Annotated in this window: 32 protein-coding genes; 13 read left to right on the plus strand and 19 right to left on the minus strand. The window is 56.4% G+C overall.

Going from position 1 to position 26,073, the window contains the following annotated elements:
• Positions 1-3 precede the first annotated feature (3 nt).
• From V3W39_RS13550 to V3W39_RS13560, 3 genes are read left to right on the plus strand one after another with little or no spacing between them, the layout of a single operon-like run.
• On the plus strand, positions 4-1,008 hold the full coding sequence (locus tag V3W39_RS13550; protein WP_294738929.1) for an asparaginase: 1,005 nt from the start codon (positions 4-6) through the stop codon (positions 1,006-1,008).
• A 9-nt stretch (positions 1,009-1,017) separates the two neighbouring features.
• Positions 1,018-2,169 (plus strand): transporter substrate-binding domain-containing protein, encoded by a 1,152-nt coding sequence (locus V3W39_RS13555; protein WP_294738930.1) that lies wholly within the window; start codon positions 1,018-1,020, stop codon positions 2,167-2,169.
• A 4-nt stretch (positions 2,170-2,173) separates the two neighbouring features.
• Complete coding sequence (locus V3W39_RS13560; protein WP_177042494.1) at positions 2,174-2,782, plus strand: ANTAR domain-containing response regulator; 609 nt, start codon at positions 2,174-2,176, stop codon at positions 2,780-2,782.
• Positions 2,783-2,947: 165 nt separating this feature from the next.
• Here V3W39_RS13560 and V3W39_RS13565 read toward each other — a convergent pair whose 3' ends face one another.
• Positions 2,948-3,811 (minus strand): sensor domain-containing diguanylate cyclase, encoded by an 864-nt coding sequence (locus V3W39_RS13565; protein WP_330212766.1) that lies wholly within the window; start codon positions 3,809-3,811, stop codon positions 2,948-2,950.
• Between the two features lie 309 nt (positions 3,812-4,120).
• Between V3W39_RS13565 and V3W39_RS13570 the strand changes: the two genes are divergently transcribed.
• Positions 4,121-4,693, plus strand: coding sequence for a helix-turn-helix domain-containing protein (locus tag V3W39_RS13570; protein WP_177042496.1), 573 nt, complete (start codon positions 4,121-4,123; stop codon positions 4,691-4,693).
• Positions 4,694-4,710: 17 nt separating this feature from the next.
• On the opposite strand, the gene V3W39_RS13575 is transcribed toward V3W39_RS13570, so the two are convergent.
• Positions 4,711-5,319 (minus strand): LysE family translocator, encoded by a 609-nt coding sequence (locus tag V3W39_RS13575; protein ID WP_177076975.1) that lies wholly within the window; start codon positions 5,317-5,319, stop codon positions 4,711-4,713.
• Between the two features lie 113 nt (positions 5,320-5,432).
• Between V3W39_RS13575 and V3W39_RS13580 the strand changes: the two genes are divergently transcribed.
• From V3W39_RS13580 to V3W39_RS13590, 3 genes are all read left to right on the plus strand, one after another.
• The gene (locus V3W39_RS13580; RefSeq protein ID WP_177042498.1) at positions 5,433-6,296 is read left to right on the plus strand and encodes a LysR family transcriptional regulator; all 864 of its coding nucleotides are present in this window, start codon (positions 5,433-5,435) and stop codon (positions 6,294-6,296) included.
• Positions 6,297-6,397: 101 nt separating this feature from the next.
• On the plus strand, positions 6,398-6,937 hold the full coding sequence (locus V3W39_RS13585; protein WP_330212767.1) for a kinase inhibitor: 540 nt from the start codon (positions 6,398-6,400) through the stop codon (positions 6,935-6,937).
• Positions 6,938-6,942: 5 nt separating this feature from the next.
• Complete coding sequence (locus V3W39_RS13590; protein ID WP_330212768.1) at positions 6,943-7,752, plus strand: helix-turn-helix transcriptional regulator; 810 nt, start codon at positions 6,943-6,945, stop codon at positions 7,750-7,752.
• 27 nt (positions 7,753-7,779) lie between these two features.
• On the opposite strand, the gene V3W39_RS13595 is transcribed toward V3W39_RS13590, so the two are convergent.
• Together V3W39_RS13595 and V3W39_RS13600 are read right to left on the minus strand one after the other, a co-directional pair.
• Positions 7,780-8,253, minus strand: a complete 474-nt coding sequence (locus tag V3W39_RS13595) for a hypothetical protein (RefSeq protein WP_177042501.1) — start codon at positions 8,251-8,253, stop codon at positions 7,780-7,782.
• Between the two features lie 80 nt (positions 8,254-8,333).
• On the minus strand, positions 8,334-8,885 hold the full coding sequence (locus V3W39_RS13600) for a hypothetical protein (protein ID WP_330212769.1): 552 nt from the start codon (positions 8,883-8,885) through the stop codon (positions 8,334-8,336).
• A 222-nt stretch (positions 8,886-9,107) separates the two neighbouring features.
• Between V3W39_RS13600 and V3W39_RS13605 the strand changes: the two genes are divergently transcribed.
• The 4 genes from V3W39_RS13605 to V3W39_RS13620 all read left to right on the plus strand — a co-directional run bounded on the left by V3W39_RS13605 (position 9,108) and on the right by V3W39_RS13620 (position 12,685).
• Positions 9,108-10,334, plus strand: a complete 1,227-nt coding sequence (locus V3W39_RS13605; protein ID WP_017475280.1) for an MFS transporter — start codon at positions 9,108-9,110, stop codon at positions 10,332-10,334.
• Between the two features lie 191 nt (positions 10,335-10,525).
• The gene (locus V3W39_RS13610; protein WP_330212770.1) at positions 10,526-11,029 is read left to right on the plus strand and encodes a hypothetical protein; all 504 of its coding nucleotides are present in this window, start codon (positions 10,526-10,528) and stop codon (positions 11,027-11,029) included.
• Positions 11,030-11,384: 355 nt separating this feature from the next.
• The gene (locus V3W39_RS13615) at positions 11,385-11,714 is read left to right on the plus strand and encodes a DUF6124 family protein (protein ID WP_177090554.1); all 330 of its coding nucleotides are present in this window, start codon (positions 11,385-11,387) and stop codon (positions 11,712-11,714) included.
• Positions 11,715-12,028: 314 nt separating this feature from the next.
• Positions 12,029-12,685, plus strand: a complete 657-nt coding sequence (locus tag V3W39_RS13620; RefSeq protein WP_330212771.1) for a hypothetical protein — start codon at positions 12,029-12,031, stop codon at positions 12,683-12,685.
• Positions 12,686-12,885: 200 nt separating this feature from the next.
• Here the strand turns inward: V3W39_RS13620 and V3W39_RS13625 are convergent, their stop codons facing one another.
• From V3W39_RS13625 to V3W39_RS13680, 12 genes are all read right to left on the minus strand, one after another.
• Positions 12,886-13,098, minus strand: coding sequence for a hypothetical protein (locus tag V3W39_RS13625; protein ID WP_442968402.1), 213 nt, complete (start codon positions 13,096-13,098; stop codon positions 12,886-12,888).
• A 58-nt stretch (positions 13,099-13,156) separates the two neighbouring features.
• Entirely contained in the window at positions 13,157-13,681 is a 525-nt protein-coding gene (locus tag V3W39_RS13630) for a DUF1993 domain-containing protein (protein WP_330212772.1), read from the minus strand.
• Positions 13,682-14,110: 429 nt separating this feature from the next.
• Positions 14,111-14,329, minus strand: a complete 219-nt coding sequence (locus V3W39_RS13635) for a hypothetical protein (protein WP_330212773.1) — start codon at positions 14,327-14,329, stop codon at positions 14,111-14,113.
• Between the two features lie 223 nt (positions 14,330-14,552).
• Complete coding sequence (locus V3W39_RS13640) at positions 14,553-14,882, minus strand: hypothetical protein (protein ID WP_330212774.1); 330 nt, start codon at positions 14,880-14,882, stop codon at positions 14,553-14,555.
• Positions 14,883-14,977: 95 nt separating this feature from the next.
• Positions 14,978-15,361: a hypothetical protein gene (locus V3W39_RS13645; RefSeq protein WP_330212775.1), complete on the minus strand. Its 384-nt coding sequence runs from the start codon at positions 15,359-15,361 to the stop codon at positions 14,978-14,980.
• Positions 15,362-15,593: 232 nt separating this feature from the next.
• Complete coding sequence (locus V3W39_RS13650; RefSeq protein WP_330212776.1) at positions 15,594-16,019, minus strand: hypothetical protein; 426 nt, start codon at positions 16,017-16,019, stop codon at positions 15,594-15,596.
• Between the two features lie 15 nt (positions 16,020-16,034).
• Positions 16,035-16,256: a hypothetical protein gene (locus V3W39_RS13655; protein ID WP_318302029.1), complete on the minus strand. Its 222-nt coding sequence runs from the start codon at positions 16,254-16,256 to the stop codon at positions 16,035-16,037.
• A 486-nt stretch (positions 16,257-16,742) separates the two neighbouring features.
• Positions 16,743-17,030, minus strand: coding sequence for a hypothetical protein (locus tag V3W39_RS13660; protein ID WP_318302030.1), 288 nt, complete (start codon positions 17,028-17,030; stop codon positions 16,743-16,745).
• A 136-nt stretch (positions 17,031-17,166) separates the two neighbouring features.
• Entirely contained in the window at positions 17,167-18,042 is an 876-nt protein-coding gene (locus V3W39_RS13665; RefSeq protein WP_330212777.1) for a toll/interleukin-1 receptor domain-containing protein, read from the minus strand.
• A gap of 147 nt (positions 18,043-18,189) precedes the next feature.
• Complete coding sequence (locus V3W39_RS13670) at positions 18,190-18,690, minus strand: hypothetical protein (protein ID WP_330212778.1); 501 nt, start codon at positions 18,688-18,690, stop codon at positions 18,190-18,192.
• A complete protein-coding gene (locus V3W39_RS13675; RefSeq protein WP_330212779.1) occupies positions 18,690-19,982 on the minus strand; it encodes an AAA family ATPase in 1,293 nt (430 codons plus the stop codon). Before V3W39_RS13675 ends, V3W39_RS13670 begins: the two co-directional genes overlap by 1 nt.
• 73 nt (positions 19,983-20,055) lie before the next feature.
• The gene (locus V3W39_RS13680) at positions 20,056-20,718 is read right to left on the minus strand and encodes a site-specific integrase (protein WP_318302034.1); all 663 of its coding nucleotides are present in this window, start codon (positions 20,716-20,718) and stop codon (positions 20,056-20,058) included.
• A 414-nt stretch (positions 20,719-21,132) separates the two neighbouring features.
• Here V3W39_RS13680 and V3W39_RS13685 point away from each other — a divergent pair, with 414 nt between their 5' ends.
• Both V3W39_RS13685 and V3W39_RS13690 read left to right on the plus strand, forming a co-directional pair.
• The gene (locus V3W39_RS13685) at positions 21,133-22,629 is read left to right on the plus strand and encodes a methyl-accepting chemotaxis protein (protein WP_330212780.1); all 1,497 of its coding nucleotides are present in this window, start codon (positions 21,133-21,135) and stop codon (positions 22,627-22,629) included.
• A 133-nt stretch (positions 22,630-22,762) separates the two neighbouring features.
• The gene (locus tag V3W39_RS13690; RefSeq protein ID WP_330212781.1) at positions 22,763-23,509 is read left to right on the plus strand and encodes a BPL-N domain-containing protein; all 747 of its coding nucleotides are present in this window, start codon (positions 22,763-22,765) and stop codon (positions 23,507-23,509) included.
• A gap of 18 nt (positions 23,510-23,527) precedes the next feature.
• Here the strand turns inward: V3W39_RS13690 and V3W39_RS13695 are convergent, their stop codons facing one another.
• The 3 genes from V3W39_RS13695 to yiaY form a co-directional block, all read right to left on the minus strand.
• On the minus strand, positions 23,528-24,001 hold the full coding sequence (locus V3W39_RS13695) for a hypothetical protein (RefSeq protein ID WP_330212782.1): 474 nt from the start codon (positions 23,999-24,001) through the stop codon (positions 23,528-23,530).
• Positions 24,002-24,044: 43 nt separating this feature from the next.
• The gene (locus V3W39_RS13700) at positions 24,045-24,308 is read right to left on the minus strand and encodes a hypothetical protein (RefSeq protein WP_177019859.1); all 264 of its coding nucleotides are present in this window, start codon (positions 24,306-24,308) and stop codon (positions 24,045-24,047) included.
• Positions 24,309-24,738: 430 nt separating this feature from the next.
• Positions 24,739-25,887: an L-threonine dehydrogenase gene (gene yiaY / locus V3W39_RS13705; RefSeq protein WP_177042509.1), complete on the minus strand. Its 1,149-nt coding sequence runs from the start codon at positions 25,885-25,887 to the stop codon at positions 24,739-24,741.
• Positions 25,888-26,073: the final 186 nt, after the last annotated feature.

Here is a 26,073-nt window from a genome sequence, read left to right on the forward strand (position 1 = left end):
CTCATGACCCAATCAACTGCTGACGAGCTACCGATGTGCTTGTTCATTGCGACAGGTGGCACCATTGCCATGCGGGTAGACCCTTCCACCTTGGCCGCGATACCGGCGTTGTCGGGCAGCGACTTGATCAAGGCGGCGCCGGAAATAGCAGCGTTTGCACAGCTGGAAGTGAACAACCTGTCCAATATTCCATCCGTCGAAATGGGGCCGCAACGCTGGGTGCAGCTGCATCACGCGATCGAGGCCGCATTGGCGCGCAAGGAGATTGCAGGAGTACTGGTGTCCCATGGCACCGACACCCTCGAAGAGACGGCGTGGTTTCTCGACTTGACGCTGACGCACCGCGACAAGCCGGTGGTGCTCATCGGCGCCCAGCGAAACGCGTCCGAGCCGGACTTCGACGGCCCGCGCAACCTAAGGAGCGGCGCGCGGGTATGCGTTGCACCGCAATCGTCAGGCCAGGGGGTGATGGTGGTGCTGAACGACCAGATCAATGCTGCCCGGGAAGTCACCAAGACACATACCTGCGACGTCGAGTCATTCAACTCCGGCGATGCGGGCCTGCTTGGGCGAGTGGACGGTGATCGCGTCACCTTCTACCGCACCTCCTGCCGTCGACAACACGTGCCCCTGGCGCTTGATGAACTGCCTCGCGTCGACATCGTGCCGATGTATGCCGGCGCAGACGCTGCGTTGTTGAACGCCGCCGTGCACGCGGGCGCCAAAGGTGTGGTCATCCAGGCCTTGGGCGCAGGCAATGTGAACGCCGATCTATTAACGGCCATTTCGTACGCGATTGATTCGGGCATTACCATCGTCATTGCCTCCCGCGTGCCCCGCGGGCGGGTCGGCCCGGTGTATGGTTTCCCCGGAGGCGGCATGACGCTCAAGAGCGCAGGTGTGATTTTCGCCAATGACCTGAGCCCGCAAAAGGCTAGAATCCTGCTGATGCTGGCCCTCCAGGTCATCAGGCCCACATCCGGACTTCAAGAACTGTTTGATCAATAGGTGAGCGTCATGCCAACTACCCGGACAGTAGTCGCTAAAGATCAGGGATGGCCGGTCGGCGTCTTGTACTCGCGCTCGGGTGCAACCGGGGTCACCGAGTCCGAGCACTTCTTTGGCACTGCGCTGGCCATCGAAGAAATCAACGCGCTGGGCGGCGTACTGAATCTGCCGCTGATTCCCACCGCGTATGACCCCAAGGGCTCGCCGGAGGAATACCGGCGCCTGACCAGCAAGCTGCTCATCGAAGACGAGATCAACGTCATCTTTGGCTGTTCCCGATCGTCCAGCCGCAAGGCGGTGCTGCCGCTCATCGAACGTCATAACGCATTGCTCTGGTATTGCTCGTTCTACGAAGGGTTCGAATACTCGCCCAACATCATTTATACCGGGGCCGTTCCCAACCAGAACAGTATCCAGCTCGCGGCCTACCTCCTGCAAAACAAGGGCACACGGTTATTTCTGGTGGGGGCGGACTATATCTATCCGCGCGAATCCAACCGCATCATGCGCGATGTGGTCGAGCAGTACGGTGGTGAGATTGTCGACGAAATCTACCTGCCCATCGACGCAGAACCAGAGCGGATCAAGGACGTTCTGGATGAAGTCCGCGAAGCCCAGCCGGATGTTGTCTTCTCGACCCTGGTCGGGCAGTCGGCGCGATCGTTCTATCAGCTCTATGCCGCCCATGGGCTCGACCCGAAGAAAATCCCGATTGCCAGCCTGTCCATGGCCGAAGAAGAAATCCGTTTGATCGGGCCACAGCTGTGTGAAGGCCACATCACGGCGGCGACGTACTTCGGCTCGTTGGCCAATGAAAGCAATCAACGGTTCATCGAGCTTTGGCGCAATCGATTCGGGGATCGCCCCACCAGCACCTGGTCGGAAATGGCGTATTCTCAAGTGCATCTGTTCGCGCGCGCCCTGCAGCGAGCGGGCAGCCTGGACAGGCGAAAATTGGTCGAGGCCGCACACAAGATAAAGTTTGCGTCTCCGGAAGGTCCCATTGCGATTGACCCGGAAAACAACCATTGCGCGCTCACACCCCGAATCGGCATTTGCCGCAGTGATGGACAGTTCGACGTCGTCTGGGAAGGTTCAGGTCCGGTCAAACCCGATCCGTACCTGTCTACTTTCGGGTTCTCCGAGTTTTGGTTGAGGTAACGCCATGAGTTCCAGCCTTCGCCGCCTCTATGAAGATTTGCGCAGTATCTGCGTCGCGTTTGTTTATCCCCCCGGGGATGATCGCGATATTGTCATGCAGCAACTGAAAAGAATTGGCTGCCGCGTGAAAGTCGTGTGGCCCTTCCCCTCAGAGCCTCCGGCAGACGTCGACGTTATTCTGTTTCAGATCACGCAGGAGCTGGAAGGCAACAAAATCTGGTCCGGAGCCTCCGTCAACGCGGCACTCATTGCCCTCTCCGACTACGAAAGCCCGACCATCCTGAAGTTGTTGCTCGACACGCGTGCCCACGGTGTTATCTCAAAACCGTTTCGGTCCTCCGGCATTCTCAGCACGCTGGTACTGGCGAGAGCGTCCTATAGCTATCAGGAACGACTGCAGGGGAAGATCGACAAGCTGGAACTGACCATAAAATCCCGGCGCCAGATCGAAAAAGCCATTCGAGTGTTGGTCGAGCGTCAAAAGCTGACCGAGACCCAGGCTTACGAACACATGAGGTCGCGGGCCACCAGCTTGCACGTTACGGTGGCCGAGGTGTCCGGGATGATCATCGAGGCGCATGAGGCGATGGAGCGGCTTGGGCTTGGGCTTTAGGTGGGGTATTGAACGATCAACTTGGATCAAAGGTGGGAGCTGTCGAGCTTTAGCGAGGCTGCGATGGCGTCAGCCCTGCAAACATTGATGTTGGCTGACATACCGCCATCGCAGCCTCGCTAAAGCTCGACAGCTCCTACATTATTGTAGTGATCGTTACGTATATCACTCCGTTGCAAACCGCTGCCGTTTAACCCGGTACATCTCGCCATCCGCGTGGCTGAGCAGGCTGTCGGCATCTGCCCCATCCGCCGGGTAAAACGCCACGCCGATACTGCAGGACGGCATCCTCACCGCGCCAAATTCCGCGCTCAGGGGCTGGGCCATCACCGCGAGTATCTGCTGCACCTTCGCCGACACGGCTTCCGGTGACTGGATATCCGCCAGCAATACGGTGAACTCATCCCCGCCCATGCGCGCCACCAGATCGCTCTCACGCACGCAGCCTTCCAGCCGCCGCGCAATCACGCAGAGCACGCGATCGCCCATGGCATGCCCGTGCACATCGTTGATGCCCTTGAAGTCATTCACGTCCAGAAACAGCAAGGCCAGGGGATTTTTGTGGTGATGGGCCGCTTGCAGGGCCTCGTCCAGCCGATCATTGAACAATGAGCGGTTGGTGAGGGCCGTCAGCGGGTCGTGGTGAGCGAGGAAACGCAGCTCTTCCTCGGCTTGCGTCAGCGCTGTGATATCCCGCGCAACGCCGATTCTCGCCCCCACTTCCTCGGACCAAAACGCCGCCCACAGGATGTGTACGACGCTGCCATCCTTGCGGATATAGCGGTTGCGGAAGTCGACGTGAGGCTTGCCGTTCATGACCCGCACAATCGAGGCCCGGGTGCGCGCCAGGTCTTCGGGGTGCATGTAGTTCGTGATTGGGGTGCCGATCAACTCGTCAGCGCGGTAACCCAGCAACGCTTCGCAGGCATCACTGACAAAAACGATCTGGTTGTCACTGTCGACCACGAACACCGTATCCAGCATCAAGTGGATCAGTTTGGGATAGAGGGCTTGCAGGTCAACGGGCATAGGTCGGGGGAGCGTCTGGTTCGGATTGGGCGATCATAGCCCGATCCCGAACGATGGCGGAAAGGAATCACAGCGGCCCACAGAATAATCCAAGGCAATGTTGTTGCGTCAACTGGGTCGCCACCAGCAGGCTGCGCCACCCTTCCAGATCATAGGACAGCGCCCGCCAGAGCAGCCACGGCCAATAGGAGTGAAGGTGGAACACGCACCAGATCATTCGACGCTCGGTTTTTATAATGAACGAATGATTGCTATGCTGAACAACAGGCGACAAAGCGTCAACCCATTTAAGGATGATTTGAGGAACAAATGACCGACATAACGAACAACTCCAATTCGAGCCGAATCGACCTGCTGGCCCTGTCGATCAAGCGTGAGCGCCAGGCCGCCGGGCTTTCACTGACCGAACTGGCGAAACGCGCGGGGGTGGCGAAGTCGACCCTGTCCCAACTGGAATCCGGCATCGGCAATCCCAGCATCGAAACACTGTGGTCGTTGGCCACGGCAATGGGCCTGCAGGTGACCCGGTTCTTCGAACAACCCCAGCAGCACCTGCGGGTGATTCGCGCCAACGAAGGCCCGACCACTTCTACTGAAACCGGCAACTACGCAGCCACACTGCTTGCGGATTGCCCGGCGGGAGTGCGCCGCGATATCTACCGGCTCAAGGTCCAGCCCGGCGAAGTGCGGCTGTCGCAGCCTCACCCTGCCGGCACCCTGGAACACGTGGTGCTGTGCAGCGGCAGCGCGAACATCGGCCCGGCCAATGAGCCCGTGTTGTTGCATGCCGGCGACTACATCAGCTATCTGGCAAATGCGCCCCATGTGTTCGAAGCGCTGGAGGCCGATACCACCGCGGTGATGGTGATCGAACACCCTTGAGGTGCGGGGATGCGCCCTCAGGCATGAATCGGCAGCGCCAACCCGAACAGCACAAAAAACCCGCCACACACCTTATTGAAGCGGCGCCCTGTTCGCGCCAGCCAAGGCCGAACCCGGTGCGCAGCGCTGGCCACCAGATACTCAACGATAAACTCCACCACGGCGTAGGTCAGCGCGATGGTGATCGTCTGCGCGATGATGTTGCGGTGCGGGTCCAGGAACGGTGGAATAAACGCGGTGAACAGCAGCAAGGCCTTGGGGTTCGAAATGGCCGACACCAGCCCCTGGCGGAACAGCGGCCAGCTCCGTGAGCTGGTAGTGCCGGTCGCCTCAAGGCTGACCGGTGCCGCCCGCCATAGCCCGAAACCCAGCCAGATCAGATACAGCCCGCCCGCCACCTTCAAGGCAGTGAACAAGCTGGCCGACGCCTGGATCAACGCCCCCAACCCCAACGCACACAGCGCCAGCACAATCGCAAAACCGAGCACGCCGCCGCTGATGGTGAACAGTGTTTTGCGGCTGCCGTGAAGGGCGCCATGGGTCAGCGCCAATAACGCATTGGGCCCTGGCACCACCGAGATGCCGACGCAGGTGACCAGGTAAAGCAGCCATGTATCAAAGGGCATGATCCGATCCAGTAAGTGTTGGTTCCGGGCAGAATGTTGCGGGTGAACAAACCCTCATGAAAAGCGCATAATTCAGGCTTTAGCCATTCGATTAACGAATAGAGGTCACCGCGATGCCGGCCAGTGATTTGCAACTTGATTGGCTCAAATGCTTTGTGGCCGTGGTGGATGCCGGCTCGCTGTCGGGCGCTGCCCATGAGGTCAACCGCTCGCAGTCCGCCGTCAGCATGCAGATGAAAAAACTCGAAGCCGCCCTTGGCCGGCAACTGTTGAGCCGAGGCCCCAGGCACCTGCAACTAACCGCCGACGGCCAGACCCTGCTGAGCTACGCCCGGCGCATGCTCGCCCTTCACGCCGAGACCCAGGCGGCGTTTCACGGTGAAGAACTGACCGGGCGCATCCGCCTGGGCGTCGCGGAAGACTACGCGGCCCGGTACCTCACGCCGCTGCTCAAGCGCTATTCGCCGCGCTACGCCGGGGTGGAAATCGAACTCACCTGTGAACAGTCGACCACGCTGATCCCGCAGTTGCGCAGCGGCGATCTTGACCTGGCGCTGGTCTCCAGGGACTCACCGCAAAGCGGCACCTTCCTGTTCAAGGAGCCCATGGTGTGGGTGGGCTCACCCCAGTTCGAACTGTGGCGACGCGACCCGATCCCCATCGCCGTCTACGAAAGCGCAAGCCTGGCCCGGCGGTATGCGGTGAACGCACTCACCCAGCAAGGGCGCGAATTCAAGGTGGTGTACAACAGCTCCAGCCTTGCCGGCCAGGTGGCTGCCGTCGAGGGCGGGCTGGCGATTGCGGCGATCACCCAGTGCACCGTGCAGGAATCGCTGCAGGTACTGGGGGACGAGCACGGCCTGGGCAGCATTGAACCCATGGAAGTTTCGATACTGCGCAGCCGGGCGTCTCGCGGGTCCAAGGCGGTCAACAGCCTGCATGCGTTCATCATCCGCACGCTGAGGGTTCAGCCTTAGTGCACAGAGCGTTTCGGCACAATCATCGAGCGCTTCGGCGCAGTGCCGCGTGCCGGCGCTGTTTAGGCTTAACGCTCAAACCACGCCTGGACACCACCGCGATGAAACTCAAAGCACTTGCACCTGCGATCACCCTGATCATGGCCGCCAGCGGGCACGCCGCCAGCTTCTCCCTCAGCAGCCCGGACATCGCCGACCAGCGCCCACTGACGCGCCTGCAAGAATTCAGCGGCTTTGGCTGCAACGGCGGCAACACCTCCCCTGCCCTGTCCTGGGCCAACGCCCCGGCGGGCACCAAAAGCTTTGCCATCACCGTCTACGACCCCGATGCACCCACCGGCAGCGGCTGGTGGCACTGGACCGTGGTCAACCTGCCCGCCACCGTCACCCGCCTGCCGAGCAACGTGGGCGCCCACCTGCCGGCCGGTGCTGTGCAGGGCCGCACGGATTACGGCCAACCCGGCTTCGGCGGTGCCTGCCCGCCCGTGGGTGATAAACCCCATCGCTATCAATTCACCGTATGGGCGTTGAAAGTCGACACGCTGCCGATCGACAATCAGTCCAGCGGCGCCCTGGTCGGCTACATGCTCAATGCCAACAGCCTGGCCAAGGCCACAATCACGGCCCCTTACGGACGCTAGTCACGATGGATGTTCACGAAGGTTTGCGGCACAGGGAAAGCATCATCGAAAGCTGCGTGATCAGGGCCCGGCAACACCACACCCTGCAACGCGTGCCGATCTTCATGACCGCCCTGTGCCGCGTGCGCCAGGGGCAAAAGCTGATGCAGTGGGACGCGCGCGAAATGCGCGCCGGCCCACAGGATTTGATTTTGCTGCCGGCGGGTCGCGAGCTGGGCGTAACCAACTTTCCCGGCGCCCAGGGTGACTACATCGCTGACGTGGTGTCGTTTCCGGTGCCGGTGTTGCGCAACTTCGTTGCCCGGTATGGCGCGCAGTTCAAGGGCAGCCTGAATACAGACCTGTGCGTGCGCCTGGACAAACAGACCCGCCAAGCCTGGGACCAACTGCTGACCGCACTGGGTACCGGCGCCCCGGCGACCTTGTGCACCCACTATGGCGAAGCCGTGCTGCTGTGCCTGTGCCTGGCCGGCCAGGCGGGGCCGTTGCTGATGGATCGCAATGATCCGTTGAGCGAGCGGGTGCAGCGGTTGATCGGCAGCAACCTGTCCCGGGACTGGACGGTGGCCAGCGTTGCGCAGCAGTTGAATCTGGGGGAGTCGACCCTGCGCCGGCAGTTGGCCAATGAGGATGCGAGCTTCAGGTCGATCCTGGAAAATGTTCGCCTGGGAGCGGCGTTGCAACAGCTGCAAACGTCCAGGGATTCCATTGGCGAGATTTCCAGCGCGTGTGGGTATGCGTCGGCATCGCGGTTTGCGGTGAGGTTCAAGTCGCACTATGGGCTGTCGCCGCGGTCGTTGCGGGCGGCGATGTGAGGTTGTCATAAGGCCGTGATGCCTGATTTAACTGCGCCACAAAATTGCGTACGGCAACTCACTCTCGATAATTTCAGCTGAGCGGAAGTAATAAGTTGCCCTGCGTCCCTCCAGAGTCTTATGCACGAACGCACCGTCAGACATGATGCGATAGGATGCACACTCCAAACTACGCTCTGGATCCAGACACCTCAAAGCATCGCGGATACTGCCGTAGTTCATTCCCGCTCCGGAGGGAAGCAACTCCACCGGTGGGGCACATTCGGCCTTATCGTCGTTTTCAATCTCTCTGAAATAGACTCGTCGAAAGGCTGGCTCACTGCATGCCCAAAAAAGTGAGACCCACTGGATTCTTTCTGCACCTGCTTCAAGAACGCTATCTGCCAGACAGTAGATGGAGTCCGAGATTTTATAGACCCCATCTTCCAGAGCCGTTGCGTCCTTCAGAAAATCAACGTAACTCCCAGCCCTTAACTTACATAGCGTCGGCCAATCTTGCATATCCAACCCTCCGAGCCGGTAGTGAAGAAGCGGACGAATCCATTTTCGATCTGTCCCTTTTGAGCCGTTACGGGTGGCGACTATTTAGCAGCTGATCCCGCAGGCTTCATCCCCAGACATGCCGGGGTACCGTTTTGGACGGCTGGCATCGGCACCCGCACATCTTTCCCATCTACCCGCCCCAAACGGCTCAACTCAACGCCGCATTTATTGCCACGCACGTTCAAGGTCACTTCATATTCAGCGTTAGGTTCCGGAGTCAGTCCGATTTGGAAGCCGCACATCCAGCTGTAGCCGTCAGTACTGACAAACACATAACCCTCGGTGCCGGGCTTGACCTTGATCTCCAGAAAGCCCCGGGCCTTGGCCGGCGGCGGCACGATCATGCCCGCACGGCGAGGAGTGTCCGGCACGTAAAGGTTGTTGAGCGCACCGGCCTCTCGCCCCGCGCAATGCTGGTCGTCGAGGTAATAGAGCTTAGCGTTTGAGGAATTGGACACGAAGCGCAGCTTGGCGGCGTCGGGTTCGGTGGCATCGACGTAATTACTCTTGGCCGCACACCCTGCCAGCACAGAGATAAACAACGCAGCAACGGCAATAGCGCCAGGCAAACGACGGGTGAAAAACGGCATGGAGTTCATCCTTGAAACACGAAAACGAGCGCGGAATGCTACGGAACGGCGGTACTGCTGTCCATTCACCGTGTCGTGGGGTTTAGAGCGTCTAATCGATGAGGTTGATGATTACTATCGAACTGCTCGCCTATTGGCTTACCAAAACCCATTCCTATAATCGCCTCCACTTTCTCCCTCCCGTCTGCCCGCAGGCGAAATCTCCTCCCGGAACCCAACACCATGCCAAGCGCAAGCCGGGCCCCTAGCGGCCTCCCCGAACATAATCAACAAACCGTCCTGCAACAGTGGCTGGCGATTCTCTCCGTCGCCGTGGGCGCCTTCGCCCTGGTCACCAGCGAATTCCTGCCGGTGGGCGTACTCAACGACGTCGCCGCCGACCTGGGCATCAGCGCCGGCCACGCCGGCCTGATGGTCACCCTGCCCGGCATCATGGCCGCCCTCGCCGCCCCGTTGCTGTCGGTGGGCATTGGCGCCATGGACCGTCGCTACCTGCTGATCGGCCTGACCCTGATCATGATCATCGCCAACATGGTGGTGGCCTACGCCAGCGACTTCAGCCTGCTGCTGTTCGGCCGCGTACTGCTGGGCATCAGCATTGGCGGCTTCTGGGCCACGGCCATCGCCCTCAGCGGCCGCCTGGCGCCCAAAGGCGTGGGCGTAGCGAAGGCCACCTCAATCATCATGATGGGCGTGACCCTGGCCACCGTCCTCGGCGTGCCCGTCGGCACCTGGCTGAGCGGGCTGATGGGCTGGCGCATGACCTTCCTCGTCACCGCACTGGTAGGCATCCCGGTACTGCTGGCACAGATGTTCCTGCTGCCCCGGCTTGAACCGGAAAAAGCCATTCGCATCTCCGACCTGCCGGCCCTGTTCATCAACCCACAAGCGCGGGTTGGCTTGATCGCGGTATTGCTGATCGGCCTGGCGCACTTTGCCGCGTACACCTACGTCGCCCCGTTCTTCAAAAACAGCTCCGGCTTCGACGGCCCGACCATTGGCTCGCTGCTGCTGCTTTACGGCGTGGCCGGCGTGATGGGCAACGTCTTCGCCGGCTTCGCAGCCAACCGCAGCGTGCGCCATACCTTGCTGCTGGTGGCACTGATGATCGGCACCAGCACCGCGCTGTTTCCCTACTTCGCTACTGGCATGAGCGGCGCCGTGATGCTGATCGCCTTGTGGGGCTTTGCGTTTGGCGCCTTCCCGGCGTGCGCGAGTATCTGGATGTTCGTGGTTGCGCCCAAGGATGTGGAACGTGGCATGCCGCTGTTCGTGGCGTTGTTTCAGGTGATCATTGCCGTGGGCTCGTTCTTTGGCGGGCAGATCGTCGACAAGATGGGGACTTCGGTGCTGTTGAGTCTGGCGACGGCGTTGGTGGGTGCCGGGTTTGTGACTGTGCTGGTGTTGGGGCGCAAGGTGAGTAATAGCCTGGCGGCGCAGCCGGCCTAACAAACCTGTGTAAATAGAAAAAAGGGGATCTATTTTTAATCAAATAGATCTCCTTTTTTGCTTTCCCCTAAGAATAATTGCTCTTATCAGACCCGAGCTGATGGCTAGATAGCGCTTGAGTGGAAAACCAATAACAATAGCGACATGACAGTAAGCGTGATTGACTCAATCAAGTGAGATAGCCATAAACTATGCAAGGAAAATATAGCCCGCCCACCCTTCTGCCTCCACTGCGTTTATTTATAGACGCCCGGAATAAGGCTATCGAGGCTGGGTTTACTGACAACGGCGGTGCAATCCATTCTGTAGAGCGCATACTCGACATACTTTGTCAGCGCGTGAAATATCCCAACCTTCGCCATATCAATAGCTTGAAGACACGCCCAGATGCCGAATGCAGCATTGATGCGCATCATGCCAGGACCCGTGGTGAAAGAGTCTTGATTGAGCATGTGATGCCGCAAAGAGCCTTTGCACAAGAAGTGATCCGGCTTGTTACCAGTGGTTGCACAGACGAAGAGATTATTTCCTACATTCATAAACATTACCGCCTAGTGCTTTTAAGCCCGCAGGAAACATTGGCACTGAACAAGCTGAATAGGTCGAGAATTACACCAGACAGATTGGCTGAGGCGGGCATTGTGATTTTTCAAGCATCGGCCTCAGCCGTTTTTACCGGGGAACAACCAGACTGATTTATTTGACTCACCTGAAATGGCTTATCGCACGCCTGAGGCAGTGAGTACGGCACCTTGCTCCATTACCTACAGTTGCGTCAGAATCCGCCGGCTTGTGCACCTGGGTTAGCGTCTCTAAGGTTGCTCGGTCGCTGAAACCTCAGTGATCGGGTTTAGTAGCCCGAGGTCCAACCTAACGTGTGCATGAGCTTCATCTGTCGGACGTCCTTGTCTGTGCTTGATGGTGGCTGTGCGTAGGGCGCCCTCGGGCGCGCCGGTTTTTGTTAGGTTCCCCCGGTCTACTAACCTGCGTACAGCTGCCACCCCCTCGTTTAGTAGCAACGGGGTGGAAGCCCGAGCAAGGAACTTAACGATGTTCAAGGTAACGCCGAATCCTCCGGGAACTCCCGATCTCAAACTCCACCAGGCCGCCCAGCGCGCCTTGGATCACTACCTCAATCCCTCCTCCGCCAAAACTACCCCGCCGTCGGGTGCGCTGTTCAGTGTTGCTGCGGACGCCAGCAGTGAAAGCCTGATTACCAATAGCTATGAAACCTTTGCCTCGGTCAGCGCGTTGCTGCTTGACCTGTCGGAAGAGCTGAGTGGGAAAGACCGTGATGTGGCGTTGGCTATTCACCAGCTCAGTGAGTTGGGGGTGCTGTTGATGGGGAAGCTGATGGATCGGGAGGTGCCTTGTAGCTGAGGCCGGACGTTGTCCAGGCTGCTTAACTAGTTCAAACATTTAGTCGCCGAGGCGCTGTAGGTGTCTACAACGACTCAGCGACGATGTGCCATCAACTGGGTGAGTCGCCGCTCATGCCGCGCTCAATGGCGGCTTTCGGCCAAAAGCAGTCACCTGCGAACGGTATTGAATGACACAGACACACCGGGCACCAGCCGATAGCTGGAGAATAAAAGCTGCTAAACGCTACAGCAGTGATCTAGAAGATTGTGACTGGTGTTTCCAGAGGTTACTCTTGAAATAAACCTGTATAGCTACCGAAAGGATTTGCAGACATGGCTCGTTTGGCTCACGACTTTAAGTCAATACTCGGAACCATTGTTGCCACTTTGCAAAATTGCATCCAAGAAGACAAGTTTGATACCAATGCGGTTCGTTTGGCTACAAACAAACTTGCAGAGCATCATTACAAGTACGACGCCGAATCGTTCCCAGCACTACCTTCTGACTATCCCTGGGCTATCCCGGAACTTTCGGCACCCGAGTCGCTGGCGGAGGCCTTGCTATGGAAGATGGGCAAATGGAACATATACAAGTCTTTTGTGGCTAACTACAGCAGCCCTTCAAGTTCGCCAAAGAGTACTGAGTCTGTCTTTCATGCATTTGCTAAACATCTTCAGAACCCCGAAAATCCAATCTACGATCAACACGCACTCCGTGCGCTTTTGGCAATAGATGTCAAGCTAACTTCAGATCAGGCGAACATCTGCTACAGCCTATTATTCAAGAAAGACGGTACATGGAAGGCTATCATCAGTGGATCGAAAACAAAGGCTGGATACGATCTTTACATTGAGCGCATCACTGCGCTAGCGAAAGATGGTATCGCACTTGGTGATTTGGACAGGCTATTCATGCCGCTCGGCCAAGCATTGAAAGATAACATCGAAAATGCATCAGAATTTCACAATCTCGTAGACTTGCGCAAATGAGTATTCTCCAACAGCCAAGAAAAAATAGCGCTGACTTATTGCACATTACTGCCTGGTTAGCACAATAAATAATTGCTATATACAATGCATGTAATTAATAGATTGAAATCGGGGTCAGACCACCATTGTTTTAAGTGTGGTCTGGCCCCGATATTCCCTTCGTGTAGTTACACCGGCCGAGAAGCTCTCCGCTCTCAGGCTCAAGCATCAGGAAAAATCGAGCCTTCGGCTTGCACGCTTTGCACCTGCTGCTCAACTCGGGCCCTGGCGCTGCCAATGGTAAAATACTCTTCGTCCCTCGCAGGTTCCCAAGGCTGCAGATGGGCGCGGTTGGCCTTTTCGTAGCGGCTGGTCAACTCAACATCGTCATAGCCCAATGTTCGAAGGGAAACGCCCTCAACCGAGTAGGTCATAAATTGTCCTGATTCCTTGAAGGTCCGGTCTGCCACTGACGCTATAAGCCGCTCCCACTCAAGCGCAATGACGCGAGTAGGCAAACATATGCGGTACATAATCCGCTTTGCCCAGCGGTACGCCTTTATTTCGAAGGATGTTATAGGCGGTCACGAGGTGAAAGTAGAACTGAGGGATGGCCCAGTCTACGACGTACTCTTCCCCCGTCATATCAAACGTCAACCCGCCATCAAGCTCAATGCAAATGCGGCCCTGAGCGTTGTCGTTGATCGCTGCGCGATCGGCAGATTTCAACAGTTGCTGCGTACTCGCGATCAACCCCTTGGCCTCGGCGAAATCGGTAGGCGCTGCCAAAGCAGGGAGTTCCGCTCGCGTCAGTCTGGCTATAGCTTCCTGAGCCTGCGTGCACACGAATCTTATCTGCATGGACAGGTCATGCATGTCGGGTGCAAGCCGCGCATTCAGTAAATCGTCAGGGCTATCGCCAGGTTCGGCTGCACTCTGCTCTGCCTTTAAGAGCATGCCGTGGAGCGCTTCCAGCATTTGCCAGAATCGGGGAGCCGTTATGTCGTAGATGGCCATATCTGGGTGTCTTCCTTGATTTCGCGAGGGTGTTCAAATCTTAGCTTATTTTACTTGTACAGCCTCCTCGTCGAAAACGGGCAACGGGCTGCTGACTGCCAGGGTGAGCCCATAGGGGAAAATTGGGGTCAGACCACATCTAAAATAATGGCGGCGCCCCCAATTCCCTTCCAATTTCCTTCGCTGGTACTATCAACAGGGAGAAATCGGGGTCAGACCACCATTATTTTAAATGTGGTCTGACCCCGATTTTTCCTACGACCAATCGTGATGATTAGGGTCGATCAATGCCCTTCCAGGTAAGATCATTTCCTTACCTGAATCGATGCGAGCGACGACCCAGTTGCCGCGACCACCGTAGGTGGTTGCAGCAACCGTAAGGGTTGTCTATCAAGATTTTCCAGTCGGTTGCACGAGGATAAGGCTTCGTTACCGTCGCCCGGCTTTAAGCTCGGCCAAACGCGCCTTTTTCGCGTCACTAGCTTCATGATCCAGCATGTCTTTCTCAGTTTGGGTGATCAGATCAAAGTCCCCGAGAGCAAGCTGATAACCCCACGCGGTGTTATGAGCACCCTCAGTGCTCTCGACATCCACCGCTGTTTTGATTGATTTGATGTACTGGCGAGCCTTTTCTAGTGCATTCGGCATGTGTCGTCCCTTTTTTTGAGAGCACGAAAACCGCACCCCTAAACCGCCGAAGCCCGTAAGGCGGGCTTGTAGGCGCAGTTATTTTTCCTGTAATTCGGCTTAGATCTTCTTGACCCTATCGGTCGCGTACGCATTCGTGAGGGTGTCCGGGGGAACGATCTGTCCGGGTCGAGACTGGGGCGCCTACAGGTGCCCCAGCTCACGCATCACGTCAGCGCATAAATCAAGCCGGCATAGAGTTACCGTCAAAGCCATGAGCTTCTTCTTGATCGCGAAGAACTGCACGCGTCGTCTTGTCCGAGATTGGAGTACCACTCAGGCAGTCGTCGTACAGCTTGACCATGGTCGGAATCTCGCTCTCGAAGTATTCGTTGTTCTTGCCCAACCGCTTGCTGCTAGCGGTCAGGATCGAAGCGATAGCGTCATGGGGAACGTCTGCCTGATCCAGCTTATAGGCGCGCTCAATAGCGTGGCCGGCGCGATCAGTTGGACCCGAGAATTTCTCCAGGCCGTCCGTGATCGCCGCAATGGTGTTGTCGATGGTTTTTTTCATTTGCTGTCTCTGTTGAGTTGCCATCCGCACGTCGGGATGGTCGTTCCGACTATACGAATCTCGTGATGGCCCGCAAGGTGGTGGCGCTTTTTTTTCTATGGCAATTGGCAGTAGAGCGGGGGCTGATAAATCGCAGCCTTGCTGACTTCCCCTAGCCCCTTCCCAGTCATTACCTTTTTGGTCAGCGCATCTGCCAGATCGCATATTGGTTTCATGTTGAGGGTGACCAGAGTGAATGCTTCATTCTGAAGCGCAATCAACAAATCCCTGGACGAAAAGCTTTGGCTGAACGGCAACGAATTGTGGAGCAAAACGGTTAGCTCTCGTGTAATTGCATAATCCTGGCCGGCGCCTGTTTCCCCGGCCTCAAGAATGAGTTGTGCTGCTTGGGAATTAACTTTCTGTTGCCCCCGATCTATGGCTTCACCCATCGCTCCGGCTAGCTTGATTAGCGCTCGCCGCCGTACAACAGCACGCATCTCTTCGATCGTCTCGAACCGCGCATCAAAAGTAGTGTTGGCTTTGCCCCTATGGGCTTATAACGATTGGATTTCCAACTTGATTTCTTGCGCGTCAAAACCCAACGCAACCGCAATAATCCAGTGTGCCGCCTCATGCTGGGAAAGAGCGACAACTCGCTGAATAAGCTCAATGGGCTCAATGGGCATCGTCTTTTTCCTAGTTCAGAGAGCCTTTTGGCTGGGTACAATTTCAGAAACCCAATCGTATTGAGTTCCCTTCATCAATCGTGTCGTCGGCTTGTTGAAAAGGGTTTGTACGCCACCGAAGTATCAGAAACTCCTCGACTTCTTTTCGCCCAAGAGGTACCAAAACGAAGGAAAGCATGTAGGTTTTCGAAAGTATGCTGATCAATCCCGGCTGGTCACCAACGTCAATGCTGAACTGCCTGCATGTGAGCCGAGCGAAGGTATGATTTTCGACCCGAGTCAAGTCCCTCATTCGCGACCTTAAAGATGAAGTTTCTCCAACGTAGATAGGGGTGGCATCTCTCCAGAGAACATAGACACCTGCATCCTGTGGCACGTCGCTCGCCCATTTCTGGCCTTCCGCTACGATTCTGCGCGGCGCGACATGGAGGGCGGCTTCATAATCGCGGAGTGACTGTTTAACGCTCATTCGGCTTTTCCTTCGTCAGTCGCCTAGCCACTGCTCAGCGTTCCAGTCTGCGTTTATCAGAAGTTGTCGAACCTGTTCACGCGTTACAGATTCGTCAGCGTCAATTGTGTACTCACAGTTTTCGCAACGCACCCACGTATCGCCAACAATCCACACAACAGCAGGATAATTAGCGACCAGCTGCATCATTGCAGCAAGCAATAAAGGGTGCTGATCATTTTCAGATGAGACTTTCACCAATCTTTTCCCTTGAAGCCCCGGCGAGCCGGGGCATGGATCGATTACAGAAGGCCTACTTTAAGTCCAATAATGTGCATCCCTTATGCTGGGATATGTATAGGACAGGCTCTGCCGGGCAATGCTCGCAAGTGAAGTGAATGGAAATTCCACCTCGGCGGCGGCTAGGGTTTCCGCTGATGTCCCCATCTAATTTGGCCGCACCATTTTCGAAGGTTACGTGTGTGCCAACTTTCGCATCTTCGCCACGCTCAAAAACTTCAACCTTCGCGTGGTGTAAATAATTTCCGCCGCAGCAAGGGCACAGCAGCTCCGCCCCGTAGTGTTCTGAGTAGTTATCCATTTTCGGTTGCATTGTGTTCTCCTTTTGCAAGCGCGCGCACCGCGCTTCTCTACGTCCTCGGCCCCAGTTTTTGGCCGGGGCTTTGGGTACTGCGGGCGTTTTTTCCTGCAACAAAACAGGCCCGCGAGCGGGCCTACCCATAATTACTCTTTAATTAGAGCGGCCCAGTTAATGTCGTCGCGTTCTTCAACCACGATATTGATGCCACAGTAGAGTTCTGCACCGACGCGGGTGTAACTAAAGAGGCGCGTCTTCACCAGACCTTGCACACTAACGTGCCCCTCCATCGCTGGGACATACACGACATCCCCGACATTGGGTATGAGAGCGAATCCCGACTCGCTTTCAAATTCCACACCGACGACATCTCCATCGTCAGAAGGTCGCTGGTGGCCCTTGTGCAGTTGCTGATAGTCGATGCTGTACTTCATTTATCTCTCCTTGAATTCTGGTACGCAAACCGCGTACCACTCTATGTACGCAGCCCCGCGATGGCAGGGCTGGGGCATTAACGGTCGATTTACTATAACTCTGTAACCATAAGGTCGACCCAATTGGCCGCATAGGTCAGGCGATTAACTCAACAGAAAAATCGCAGCCACCTCTGCGCAGAATGACGTATTCGATGGTTATAGAGTCAATGTCATCTTTAAAATCCAGAGCCTTGACATCTACAATTTTCAGAGCCGCATAGAATCCCTGATTGTTAAGTAAGACGGCGACCTGCCCCTCCTTAGGGCGCCTTGTACGGGATGTATAATTGAGAGCCTTTGCATTCTGGACTTCAGCAATCGCCAAGTAGCCTTCAGCTATAGCTACCCCGTTGATGCTTGGTGGATCGTTGTAAATATATATGCCGTCGTTGCTTGCACCTGAAGTTGCAATCTCGAATTGCCACTCATCCTCACCAATCAAAAATCTACCGTCATGATCTGTATGATTGAAGGTGATCGTTCCTTGGGCGCTTTTTGAGTATGGTGGTGAGATTTCATTCGCCTTAACCCGCTCACTGATCCCGAGTGCCTTGCAGATCTTGACAGCCAATTGCTCTGGAGAGTTCTCCGATGCACTTAGATAACCAAAGGTGTTCGGTATACCAGGTATCTTGGTATCATCAAAGCGCACCGGCATGACGTACTTCTGACGTGAAGTGATAGCCTTTGAGAGCGCCGCACGCCGTTCAACATTTGTGAAGTCCTTGGCGACGTAATCTTTCGAAATAAAAACCACAACCAAATTCATGCTCTCGGAATATAGTTCATTCAGGGTGTCTACGAGGTCGCATCCCCAAAGATCTACCTCGTGGAACCCATCATAAAAGACCGTTACACCCTTCTCTCTCAAACTAAGCGCAACGTCCTGAACATAGGCGCGCTGTTCGCCAGCAAATGAAAGGCCTACGGCAAAGGTTTGTCCGTTAAGTGCTGTTAGTCCGTTGGTCATGCAGCCTCCTTTTAGATTGATATTCGTTATTATTATGGTCTTATAGATGCAACATTAGTACACTTGGCGCTGCCAAAACCCACAACGATGATGCGCTCATGGTGCAGCAGTTTTCCTTCAACAGGCCAATTATTCACCCTGGCACTATCATCGCTGGATCAGATGTCCAGGTTGGTGATGGTATGCTTCCAAGTCGCTATCCAAGGACCAGATGAATAGCTCGCTCATGGGGAACCGCGCTAAACACCTCTCGTATTCTTTGATGATGCTTAGATCACCAAAGCTAGTGCCTTCACCGGTTCGGGCGGCAGACTTATTATGGCCTGCTCTATCCGGAAACTCAGCCAGCCACTCGAGGATTTGTACAGTACTGGGAAACTCGCTGAGTCTGTAAGGGGGCTCATCGGCGAACGCCGCGCGCACAGCATCACAGAAGCGCTGAGCTGTTTCTCGGCGGAGTCTTCCGTCGCCGTTTTGAGCCACATGGTTGCCGGTCTCGAGGATGGTGGCCATCGGCAGAATGAACGTGCAGTTATTGTTTGCGTACTCTAGGAAATCGGCACCCACACGTGCGGCATCCTGATTGAGACCCGGCACGTTTAGCATGTTTACAAACACACTAGTATCGATCAAGCAGATTGAGCTCATTAGGCTTCTCCCTGCATTTTCCGGAGCCAATCCAGTGCGTTTTGGCGTTTCTGTTCCATCGTCACGGGCGATTTCACAAAGCGATCCACGATACCGTTGGTTACTAACTCCCCTAATGGGCCTTGGGAAACTAAACCAGCGTAGTCCTGCAGGTCGGCAAGGCGTACCAAGCGACTGTCGCCATCCTGGGGATCACGGTAGCAAAACACCACATCTCCCAAAGCGCTGTCTGGGAGCGCATCCATCAAAGCTGGGTTGTGAGTGCTAAGCAGCAGGCGCACACCACGTAGCTCTGCTTGCTCACGCATAGTTTTGAGTAATTGACGCGCACGTGATGGGTGGACGCCGTTGTCAACTTCTTCGATTACCAGCGTCGACTCCGTAGGAGCAGAAAGCAGGGCTGCGGCAATAGCCAGTACTCTAAGCGTGCCATCTGAAAGCAGCTCCACGGACCAATTTCGCTCGACAGAACCAAAGTTCTCAACCAATTCCAGAGATATACGTCCACGACGGTCCTCGAAGAAATTCACGCTTTTTACATCTTGCTCGGGCAGACTCTTGATGAATTCAATTATGGCAGGACGGACCTCCTCATCCTGCCAGAGCGAATACAAAACTCCGGACAGGTTAGAGCAGTCACCACGCAACTTTTTATCCGGATAACTATCGCCACGCATCAGAGCAGGCACGGGATCAAGAAACAAAGTGTTAGCAAGTAGGTACTGGAAGTGTTCAGTCGTTTGCGGGATAACTTTCTGTGCTTTTTTATGCCCGGAGTCGAACAAAGCCGAACTGGCGAGTTGGTTAAGAATGGCGATTTGATCAGTACATGTGATTTGTGGCTTCTTACCACCTGTTGAGAAATTATTGTATGCAACGCGCACGTCCGTACTTAAACCGCTAGAGGTTTGCTCGATACGGTAAAGCGGGAATTTTTGGAGAGGAGAGCTGATACTTTCTTGAACAATGTGAAGTTCATCTTCTCGCAGGGCAATTTCGACACTTAGGCTATTCCACTCCGAGTCGTCGGTTTCGCAACCCAAGGTGAATGATAGGCCTTGGTGGTAGGGAAGATCCTTGATTTGACCTCGGAGAATCTGCTCAGACTCATCGACCCGGTGGCGTAACACTGACAGCTTCTGACCCTGGCCAAGCCAGCATAGGAAGCGGAAGGCCTCTAGCGCGTTACTTTTTCCTGAGGCATTGGCACCTATCATCAGAGTCAAGGGCGACAGCGGTAACCGCTGACCCCGATAACTTTTAAATCCCTTAATAATGATATTTGTCAGCATGGTCACTCCTTCCTAAGCTTTTTGATCTGCATCTCGGCGTTATTGAGCTGGTCCGCCGTTATTCTGGTAGCCATCAAATAATTCTTCGCACAATATCGCCCAATCGGGCAGGATCGCTCGCACAGAGCTTCTTGACCGCCTCCAAGCTTTCGATACCCAAAATCTCGCTTATATGTCTCAAGTCGATACCACGGCGTTTGAGCTTTACCGCAAGCGTCCGTCGCCCTGACTGCGCGCTGGCCCCTTCAATGCCAGCAAGACCAAACAACCTTGTATAAAGTCGGCTGAGTTGGTTCGCGCTGTAGTACGTTTTACCGTCGCGCCGCTGAGCGCTGATCTTCAAGCCTTCGCCAGTACGACCGGATACAAACAGCGGTGAGTCAGGATCTAGGCCGCGAAAGGCCTTCACTCTGGTTGAGACACCATGACCGCGTGCGAGGCGTTCGGCAAGGTGAGCGTCTATAGCATTGGTCAACTTCTTGCTCGTCCAGCACAGCGGCCTGGAACGATGGTTGTAGGCGATTTCTGCACGCACATGGGAGTCGATCAGCACAGCGCCGGACTCGGTGAGGTAGTCGCTCACGCGAAGGCGGCAGATCTCCGTCACGGTCATGCCGGTTCCAAAGCATGTAAGCAGCAGCGCCGCATCACGACCGCCGTTCTCCGGGCTGCTCACTTTGGCGACCTTCACAGCATGCTCAAGCTGCTCGTCTTCGATAACAATGGCTTTAGGCATATGTCACTCTAAGCCATGATTTACAATCAATCCTGACATAGTACGTCACCAAAAAAGCCAGAGCTAGCCCCAGCTTACTTGGTGTACCTTGTGTTCACGGAAAATGAGAGGGGGCCTATAGGGATATAGGTGTAAGCAATAAGCCAGAATGACTTTAGATATGCAGTCGCATGCTGTGAGCCTTGACTATCGGGCTGAACCAGAACCGCGCCGGCGGTCCGCTTTTGGCCGATGGCTGCCTTTTGCGAGAGGCGCCTAAAGGTCGTCTTCGGCCTAAAGCCCCACCCAACACCGCCGATAACCTCCTACCACCAATCAACCCCCGCTCCCCCACACCCGATTCGCTCCCCGCATGCCCGTATGGCACGTCGCATGCTTGCCTCACCCCGGCCCGCCCACATGGAGTACGAGTGAATGCCTGCCCAAGCCCGCTTCTCCGAGCACTACCGCAAAGCCGACCGCATCATGCTCGCCCTGATCTGGCTGATGGCCCTGTTCTCCCTGGGCCTGGCGTTCTGGCACGACACGCTGCTCCAAGCGCTCTTCATAGGCGGCGGCACCAGCGTGGTGCTGACCCTGGCCTATCGCGTCATCGGCGGCACTCGCCTGATGCGTTGCGCGCTTGGCGTTGGCCTGATGGTCATGGCCGCATTGCACATCAACCAGGCCGAGGGCGTCATCGAATCGCACTTCGGTATCTTCGCGCTGCTGGCGGTGCTGACGTTCTACCGCGACTGGCTCCCCATCCTGGTGGCCGCCGTCACTATCGCGGTGCATCACGTGGTGTTCCATGCCTTGCAGCACCAGGGTTTCCCGCTGTTTGTGATGGAGCATCACGGTGGCTGGAGCATGATTTTCGTCCACGCGTTCTACGTGGTGATGGAGACGGTCGCCCTGCTCTACCTCGCAGTGCACAGCCAGACCGAAGCGGTAGAAAGCCAGGAAATGCTCGAAAAAATGCTCGCCGTCACCACCCGGTTCAGCGGTGAGGCCGTCAAGGGCAACGCGGAAAAAGTGCATGTCTCCCTTGCCACCCGTTTCGACCACTTTCTAACCCAGATCACCGGCCTGATCGACGGCGTCGCCCGCGACTCCCACGGCCTCGGCCAACTCGGCAAGGAACTGGCCCACGCCAGCGGCACCCTGGAAACAGGCGCGCGCCATCAACTGGCGGAAATCGCGCAAATGACCGGTTCCATGCAGCGCATGGAAGATGCCATGGGCCATATCGCTGTGCACGTGGAGCATGCCGTCGAGCACGCGGGGCAAGCCAGCCAGCAGATCATCCGTGGCCAGGAAAGCGTCGGCCGCGCCCAGCAGGAAATCACCCAACTCGCCACCCGCCTCCACGACACCAACGAGACGGTGCAAGGGCTGGCCGTGCAGGCCGAACAGATCGGCTCGGTGCTGGAGGTCATCAACAGCATCGCCAACCAGACCAACCTGCTGGCCCTCAACGCCGCCATCGAAGCCGCCCGTGCGGGTGAGCAAGGGCGCGGGTTTGCGGTGGTCGCCGATGAGGTACGCAGCCTGGCGCAGCGCACGGCGGTATCGACCCAGGAGATCAAGACGATTATTGAGGGGTTGCAACACGGCAGCCGGCGGGCGGTTGAAGCCATGCACGACAGCCGCCAAGGCGTGGAGCGTTGCGTGGAAGACAGTCAGCTGGCAGTGGAGATGCTGCGGGCGGTGGGCAATGACATTTCGCAGATCGATCAGTTGAATGGTCGGATTGTGTCGACCACCCGAGAGCAATCCACGGCGAATGTGGAGATTGTGGGACGGCTGCAATCGGTGCAGAGCATCGCGCAGAATACGGCGCAGGATGTGGAAACGCTGGCCAGGAGCAGTGAGCGGTTGCCGCCGATTGCAGTGCGGTTGGATGCGCTGGGGCGCCGGTTTCATCAGTGAGTGGGAGCATGGGCCGGTGCTTGTTTCCCTAGCCGATTTACAAATGTTAACTCCTTCAAGTGGCTGTTAGCTTTAGTCTTTGACTCGCAAAGTCCGGATCGGACCCAATCAGCTTTAAGACGACTCTACAGCCATGAACCTGCCTGCCATCGCCGCGACGCTTTTTGCGTTTTTCACGCTGCTTCCTTACTCGGTGCACGCCGCAACACCCATCACCCATGTCGCTATCTACCGAGGCCCCGCGGGCTGCGAGGGATGTTCAGAGAATGTTAAAACAGCCCTGCTGCGCGTCCGCCCGGATGCCCAGATTGACTTTGTAGGTGCCGATGAATCGATCGACATCACGCCGCAAAGCCTCGCTCAATATGACCTCTACGTTCAACCCGGTGGCGGTCAGGACATCCCTGCGGCGCTTGATAGTTTGGGGGATGCGCGGGTGCAAGCCATTCGTGACTTTGTCGCCCAGGGTGGGCGCTACCTGGGGCTGTGTATGGGCGCTTATCTTGCCGATAACAGCAACTTTGGCCTGATACCCTACGACCTTGATTCAGAGGCGGGCAGGCCTGGGTTTGAAGTCGCGGGCATTGCGGACGCGGCGGTGCAGGTTGTGTGGGATGGGAAAGCCGATAGCGTCTTTTATCAGGATGGACCTTACTTTCCCAAGCCTGACGCGACCGTGCCTTCTTCTACCATTGCGACCTACCAGAATGGTGATGTGGCGGCAGCGCGTTACCCGTATGAAAACGGGGTCGTGGTGCTGAGTGGACCGCACCCTGAGGCGGATCGGGAGTGGTTTGAGAACGCGAATATTCCCTTGAGCGAGATGCCGCGGGGTGACCTCTTTGGGGCGTTGGTGCGCAGCATTGAGGGGCGCAGGTAGAGGGCACAGAAGCCTCGCCTAAATGGATATCTCAGGCAGTCGGTACCTGACGCCTGCGCTGGGCAAAAATGCCTTTGCATCAAAAACAGCCCACGCACTGCCCCATGGGAACGTCTCTGTGCCGCTCTCAAAGGGCCGAGATAGCTGTTGCATCAACGCCTCTCGGAGTAAGGCGACGTCCCGCTCAACTGACGCTTGTGAAGGCCACACGTTACGGGTGGCCTCGTTCGAGTTGGATAAGCCTAAATGGACTTCCATCAAACGCCCCGCATAAAAACACAGCGCAAAAGAGCCTGGAATACCGTTGATGTTGATGCCGCTGTACGAGTTCCACACGTAGCCATTTCCATGATCCAGTTCCGACAGATAGAACGGTGCCAGTTCCGCCACAGCCGTATCTGCGGTGAGGGTGCTGTCGATCACAATGCAGGACTCATTTCGCTGAATTCGGATGGATCCGTCGTGCGGGGAGATGATGAGTTCCGGATTCAAACGGGATGCTCCAGGCAACTGAAAAAGTCATAGGGGCAGCTAGCTACTTACCCAGGTTTTGATTCATCAAATTGTCCAGTACAGGAAATTTGGTGGCCGCCTGCCATTCGCGTAAATGCTTGCAGCCTTCATCATTGAGCTCGGCAAGGTTGCTGCGTGCGTCGCATATCGTGAACCATTTCTGTCGGAGAGATGGATACTTTACAAACTCTTCCCGGGTAGGCGGTTGGTTAGTGGACAAACGCAAAACTGACAACACTAAAAGGGCAGACACGCCGATACTGATAGAGCCGTTTTTATAATTCATATCAACTTCCGCAAATGAGGATCCCCGACCCCATCGCCGAACTAATGACCGAGGTTAAATGCTTGGGGCGTTGGGCGACTATAGAAGATAAATGGATCGGTAAAAGATCCATTTTCGACGCATTCTATAGGGCCATTTCGCTGGTAATCCCAAACACTTATCAAGATCGTAGCGTTTGCTTTGGATGGCTACTCAGGGCCGAACCCGCGACGGTTCAGTGAGTGTCCTTCCACGCACTCATGGGCGTTTTTTCTCACTCGAAGGCTAAGAGCTTACGCAAGCAATTCCGCCTCCCGGTCTGACCATATCCAAATTTCACGGACAGCCCACAATTTAAAAACCCAGCCCGCCGCTACTGCCCCCGCCAAACCAAAACGCCCCGCACTTCAACCGAAGGCGGGGCGTTTTCTCTCACGTCACTTCACATCAATCACATCGCCGTATGAAAGATCTGCTCAATCTCGTCCTGATTGGCAGGACGCGGGTTGGTAAAGCCGCAGGCATCTTTCATGGCATTGGCTGCCAGGGTCGGAATATCGTCAGCCTTGACGCCCAACTCGACGAGGCCGCTCGGAATCCCCACATCCGCCGACAGTTTGCGGATAGCCGTAATCGCCGCCGCAGCGCCCTTCTGCGCATCCAGATGCTGAGTCTCCACCCCCATCGCATGGGCGATGTCTTTAAACCGGGCCGGGCCTACGCTGGCGTTGAAGCTCGACACATGGGGCAGCAGGATCGCGTTGCACACGCCGTGAGGCAGGTCGTAGAAGCCGCCCAGTTGGTGCGCCATGGCGTGCACATAACCCAGCGACGCATTGTTGAAGGCCATGCCGGCAAGGAATTGCGCATAGGCCATGTTTTCCCGGGCGGTCATGTCGTTACCCTGGGCAACGGCGGTGCGCAGGTTGGCCGAGATCAATTCGATGGCCTTGAGTGCACAGGCGTCGGTGATCGGCGTGGCCGCTGTCGACACGTAGGCTTCCACCGCGTGGGTCAGTGCGTCCATGCCGGTGGCGGCGGTCAGGCCTTTGGGCATGGCGGCCATCAGCGAAGGGTCGTTGACCGATAACAGAGGTGTGACGTTGCGGTCGACGATGGCCATTTTCACGTGGCGGACTTCGTCAGTGATGATGCAGAAGCGGGTCATTTCACTCGCCGTTCCGGCGGTGGTGTTGATCGCGATCAGTGGCATTTGTGGCTTGGCGGATTGGTCCACGCCTTCGTAGTCACTGATGTGCCCGCCGTTGGCGGCGCACAGGGCAATGCCCTTGGCGCAGTCATGGGGTGAACCGCCGCCCAGGGAAATAATGAAATCGCAGTCGCTGCGGCCCAGCAGTTCAAGGCCTTTCTCGACATTGCTGACGGTGGGGTTCGGTTTGGCGCCGTCAAACAGGGTGGAGTCGATGTCTTGCTGGGCCAACAGGCCGGCGACCTTGGCAGCCACGCCGGCTTTGGCCAGGCCGGCATCGGTGACGATCAGGGCTTTGCGGAACCCGTACTTGCGGATTGCGAGCATCGCCTCGTCGAGGCTGCCAATGCCCATCATGTTCACGGATGGAATGAAGAAGGTGCTGCTCATGATAATTCCTCTTTTTATTCTGGAAACGCGGGAGTCAGGTGAGGTTTTCTACTCATATCGCAGGGGTGCGGTGCGTCTTGTTGTCATCGTTGACGATCACGAAGCTGAGCCTAAACCTCTGGCGCCAGGCCGAAATGGTCCTTTAGCGGGCATTGGCTCCTCCTTTAGTACTGGGAGGAGAACCGC

The organism is Pseudomonas sp. Z18(2022) (genome assembly GCF_036346535.1).
GTDB classification, from domain to species: Bacteria; Pseudomonadota; Gammaproteobacteria; order Pseudomonadales; family Pseudomonadaceae; genus Aquipseudomonas; species Aquipseudomonas yamanorum_A.

What these genes read in the sequence shown, in the direction of transcription:
- V3W39_RS13550 (WP_294738929.1), top strand. Translation starts at nt 4, where the DNA reads ATGACCCAATCAACTGCTGACGAGCTACCGATGTGCTTGTTCATTGCG.
- V3W39_RS13555 (WP_294738930.1), top strand. Translation starts at nt 1,018, where the DNA reads ATGCCAACTACCCGGACAGTAGTCGCTAAAGATCAGGGATGGCCGGTC.
- V3W39_RS13560 (WP_177042494.1), top strand. Translation starts at nt 2,174, where the DNA reads ATGAGTTCCAGCCTTCGCCGCCTCTATGAAGATTTGCGCAGTATCTGC.
- V3W39_RS13565 (WP_330212766.1), bottom strand. Translation starts at nt 3,811, where the DNA reads ATGCCCGTTGACCTGCAAGCCCTCTATCCCAAACTGATCCACTTGATG.
- V3W39_RS13570 (WP_177042496.1), top strand. Translation starts at nt 4,121, where the DNA reads ATGACCGACATAACGAACAACTCCAATTCGAGCCGAATCGACCTGCTG.
- V3W39_RS13575 (WP_177076975.1), bottom strand. Translation starts at nt 5,319, where the DNA reads ATGCCCTTTGATACATGGCTGCTTTACCTGGTCACCTGCGTCGGCATC.
- V3W39_RS13580 (WP_177042498.1), top strand. Translation starts at nt 5,433, where the DNA reads ATGCCGGCCAGTGATTTGCAACTTGATTGGCTCAAATGCTTTGTGGCC.
- V3W39_RS13585 (WP_330212767.1), top strand. Translation starts at nt 6,398, where the DNA reads ATGAAACTCAAAGCACTTGCACCTGCGATCACCCTGATCATGGCCGCC.
- V3W39_RS13590 (WP_330212768.1), top strand. Translation starts at nt 6,943, where the DNA reads ATGGATGTTCACGAAGGTTTGCGGCACAGGGAAAGCATCATCGAAAGC.
- V3W39_RS13595 (WP_177042501.1), bottom strand. Translation starts at nt 8,253, where the DNA reads ATGCAAGATTGGCCGACGCTATGTAAGTTAAGGGCTGGGAGTTACGTT.
- V3W39_RS13600 (WP_330212769.1), bottom strand. Translation starts at nt 8,885, where the DNA reads ATGCCGTTTTTCACCCGTCGTTTGCCTGGCGCTATTGCCGTTGCTGCG.
- V3W39_RS13605 (WP_017475280.1), top strand. Translation starts at nt 9,108, where the DNA reads ATGCCAAGCGCAAGCCGGGCCCCTAGCGGCCTCCCCGAACATAATCAA.
- V3W39_RS13610 (WP_330212770.1), top strand. Translation starts at nt 10,526, where the DNA reads ATGCAAGGAAAATATAGCCCGCCCACCCTTCTGCCTCCACTGCGTTTA.
- V3W39_RS13615 (WP_177090554.1), top strand. Translation starts at nt 11,385, where the DNA reads ATGTTCAAGGTAACGCCGAATCCTCCGGGAACTCCCGATCTCAAACTC.
- V3W39_RS13620 (WP_330212771.1), top strand. Translation starts at nt 12,029, where the DNA reads ATGGCTCGTTTGGCTCACGACTTTAAGTCAATACTCGGAACCATTGTT.
- V3W39_RS13625 (WP_442968402.1), bottom strand. Translation starts at nt 13,098, where the DNA reads ATGACCTACTCGGTTGAGGGCGTTTCCCTTCGAACATTGGGCTATGAC.
- V3W39_RS13630 (WP_330212772.1), bottom strand. Translation starts at nt 13,681, where the DNA reads ATGGCCATCTACGACATAACGGCTCCCCGATTCTGGCAAATGCTGGAA.
- V3W39_RS13635 (WP_330212773.1), bottom strand. Translation starts at nt 14,329, where the DNA reads ATGCCGAATGCACTAGAAAAGGCTCGCCAGTACATCAAATCAATCAAA.
- V3W39_RS13640 (WP_330212774.1), bottom strand. Translation starts at nt 14,882, where the DNA reads ATGAAAAAAACCATCGACAACACCATTGCGGCGATCACGGACGGCCTG.
- V3W39_RS13645 (WP_330212775.1), bottom strand. Translation starts at nt 15,361, where the DNA reads ATGCGTGCTGTTGTACGGCGGCGAGCGCTAATCAAGCTAGCCGGAGCG.
- V3W39_RS13650 (WP_330212776.1), bottom strand. Translation starts at nt 16,019, where the DNA reads ATGAGCGTTAAACAGTCACTCCGCGATTATGAAGCCGCCCTCCATGTC.
- V3W39_RS13660 (WP_318302030.1), bottom strand. Translation starts at nt 17,030, where the DNA reads ATGAAGTACAGCATCGACTATCAGCAACTGCACAAGGGCCACCAGCGA.
- V3W39_RS13665 (WP_330212777.1), bottom strand. Translation starts at nt 18,042, where the DNA reads ATGACCAACGGACTAACAGCACTTAACGGACAAACCTTTGCCGTAGGC.
- V3W39_RS13670 (WP_330212778.1), bottom strand. Translation starts at nt 18,690, where the DNA reads ATGAGCTCAATCTGCTTGATCGATACTAGTGTGTTTGTAAACATGCTA.
- V3W39_RS13675 (WP_330212779.1), bottom strand. Translation starts at nt 19,982, where the DNA reads ATGCTGACAAATATCATTATTAAGGGATTTAAAAGTTATCGGGGTCAG.
- V3W39_RS13680 (WP_318302034.1), bottom strand. Translation starts at nt 20,718, where the DNA reads ATGCCTAAAGCCATTGTTATCGAAGACGAGCAGCTTGAGCATGCTGTG.
- V3W39_RS13685 (WP_330212780.1), top strand. Translation starts at nt 21,133, where the DNA reads ATGCCTGCCCAAGCCCGCTTCTCCGAGCACTACCGCAAAGCCGACCGC.
- V3W39_RS13690 (WP_330212781.1), top strand. Translation starts at nt 22,763, where the DNA reads ATGAACCTGCCTGCCATCGCCGCGACGCTTTTTGCGTTTTTCACGCTG.
- V3W39_RS13700 (WP_177019859.1), bottom strand. Translation starts at nt 24,308, where the DNA reads ATGAATTATAAAAACGGCTCTATCAGTATCGGCGTGTCTGCCCTTTTA.
- yiaY (WP_177042509.1), bottom strand. Translation starts at nt 25,887, where the DNA reads ATGAGCAGCACCTTCTTCATTCCATCCGTGAACATGATGGGCATTGGC.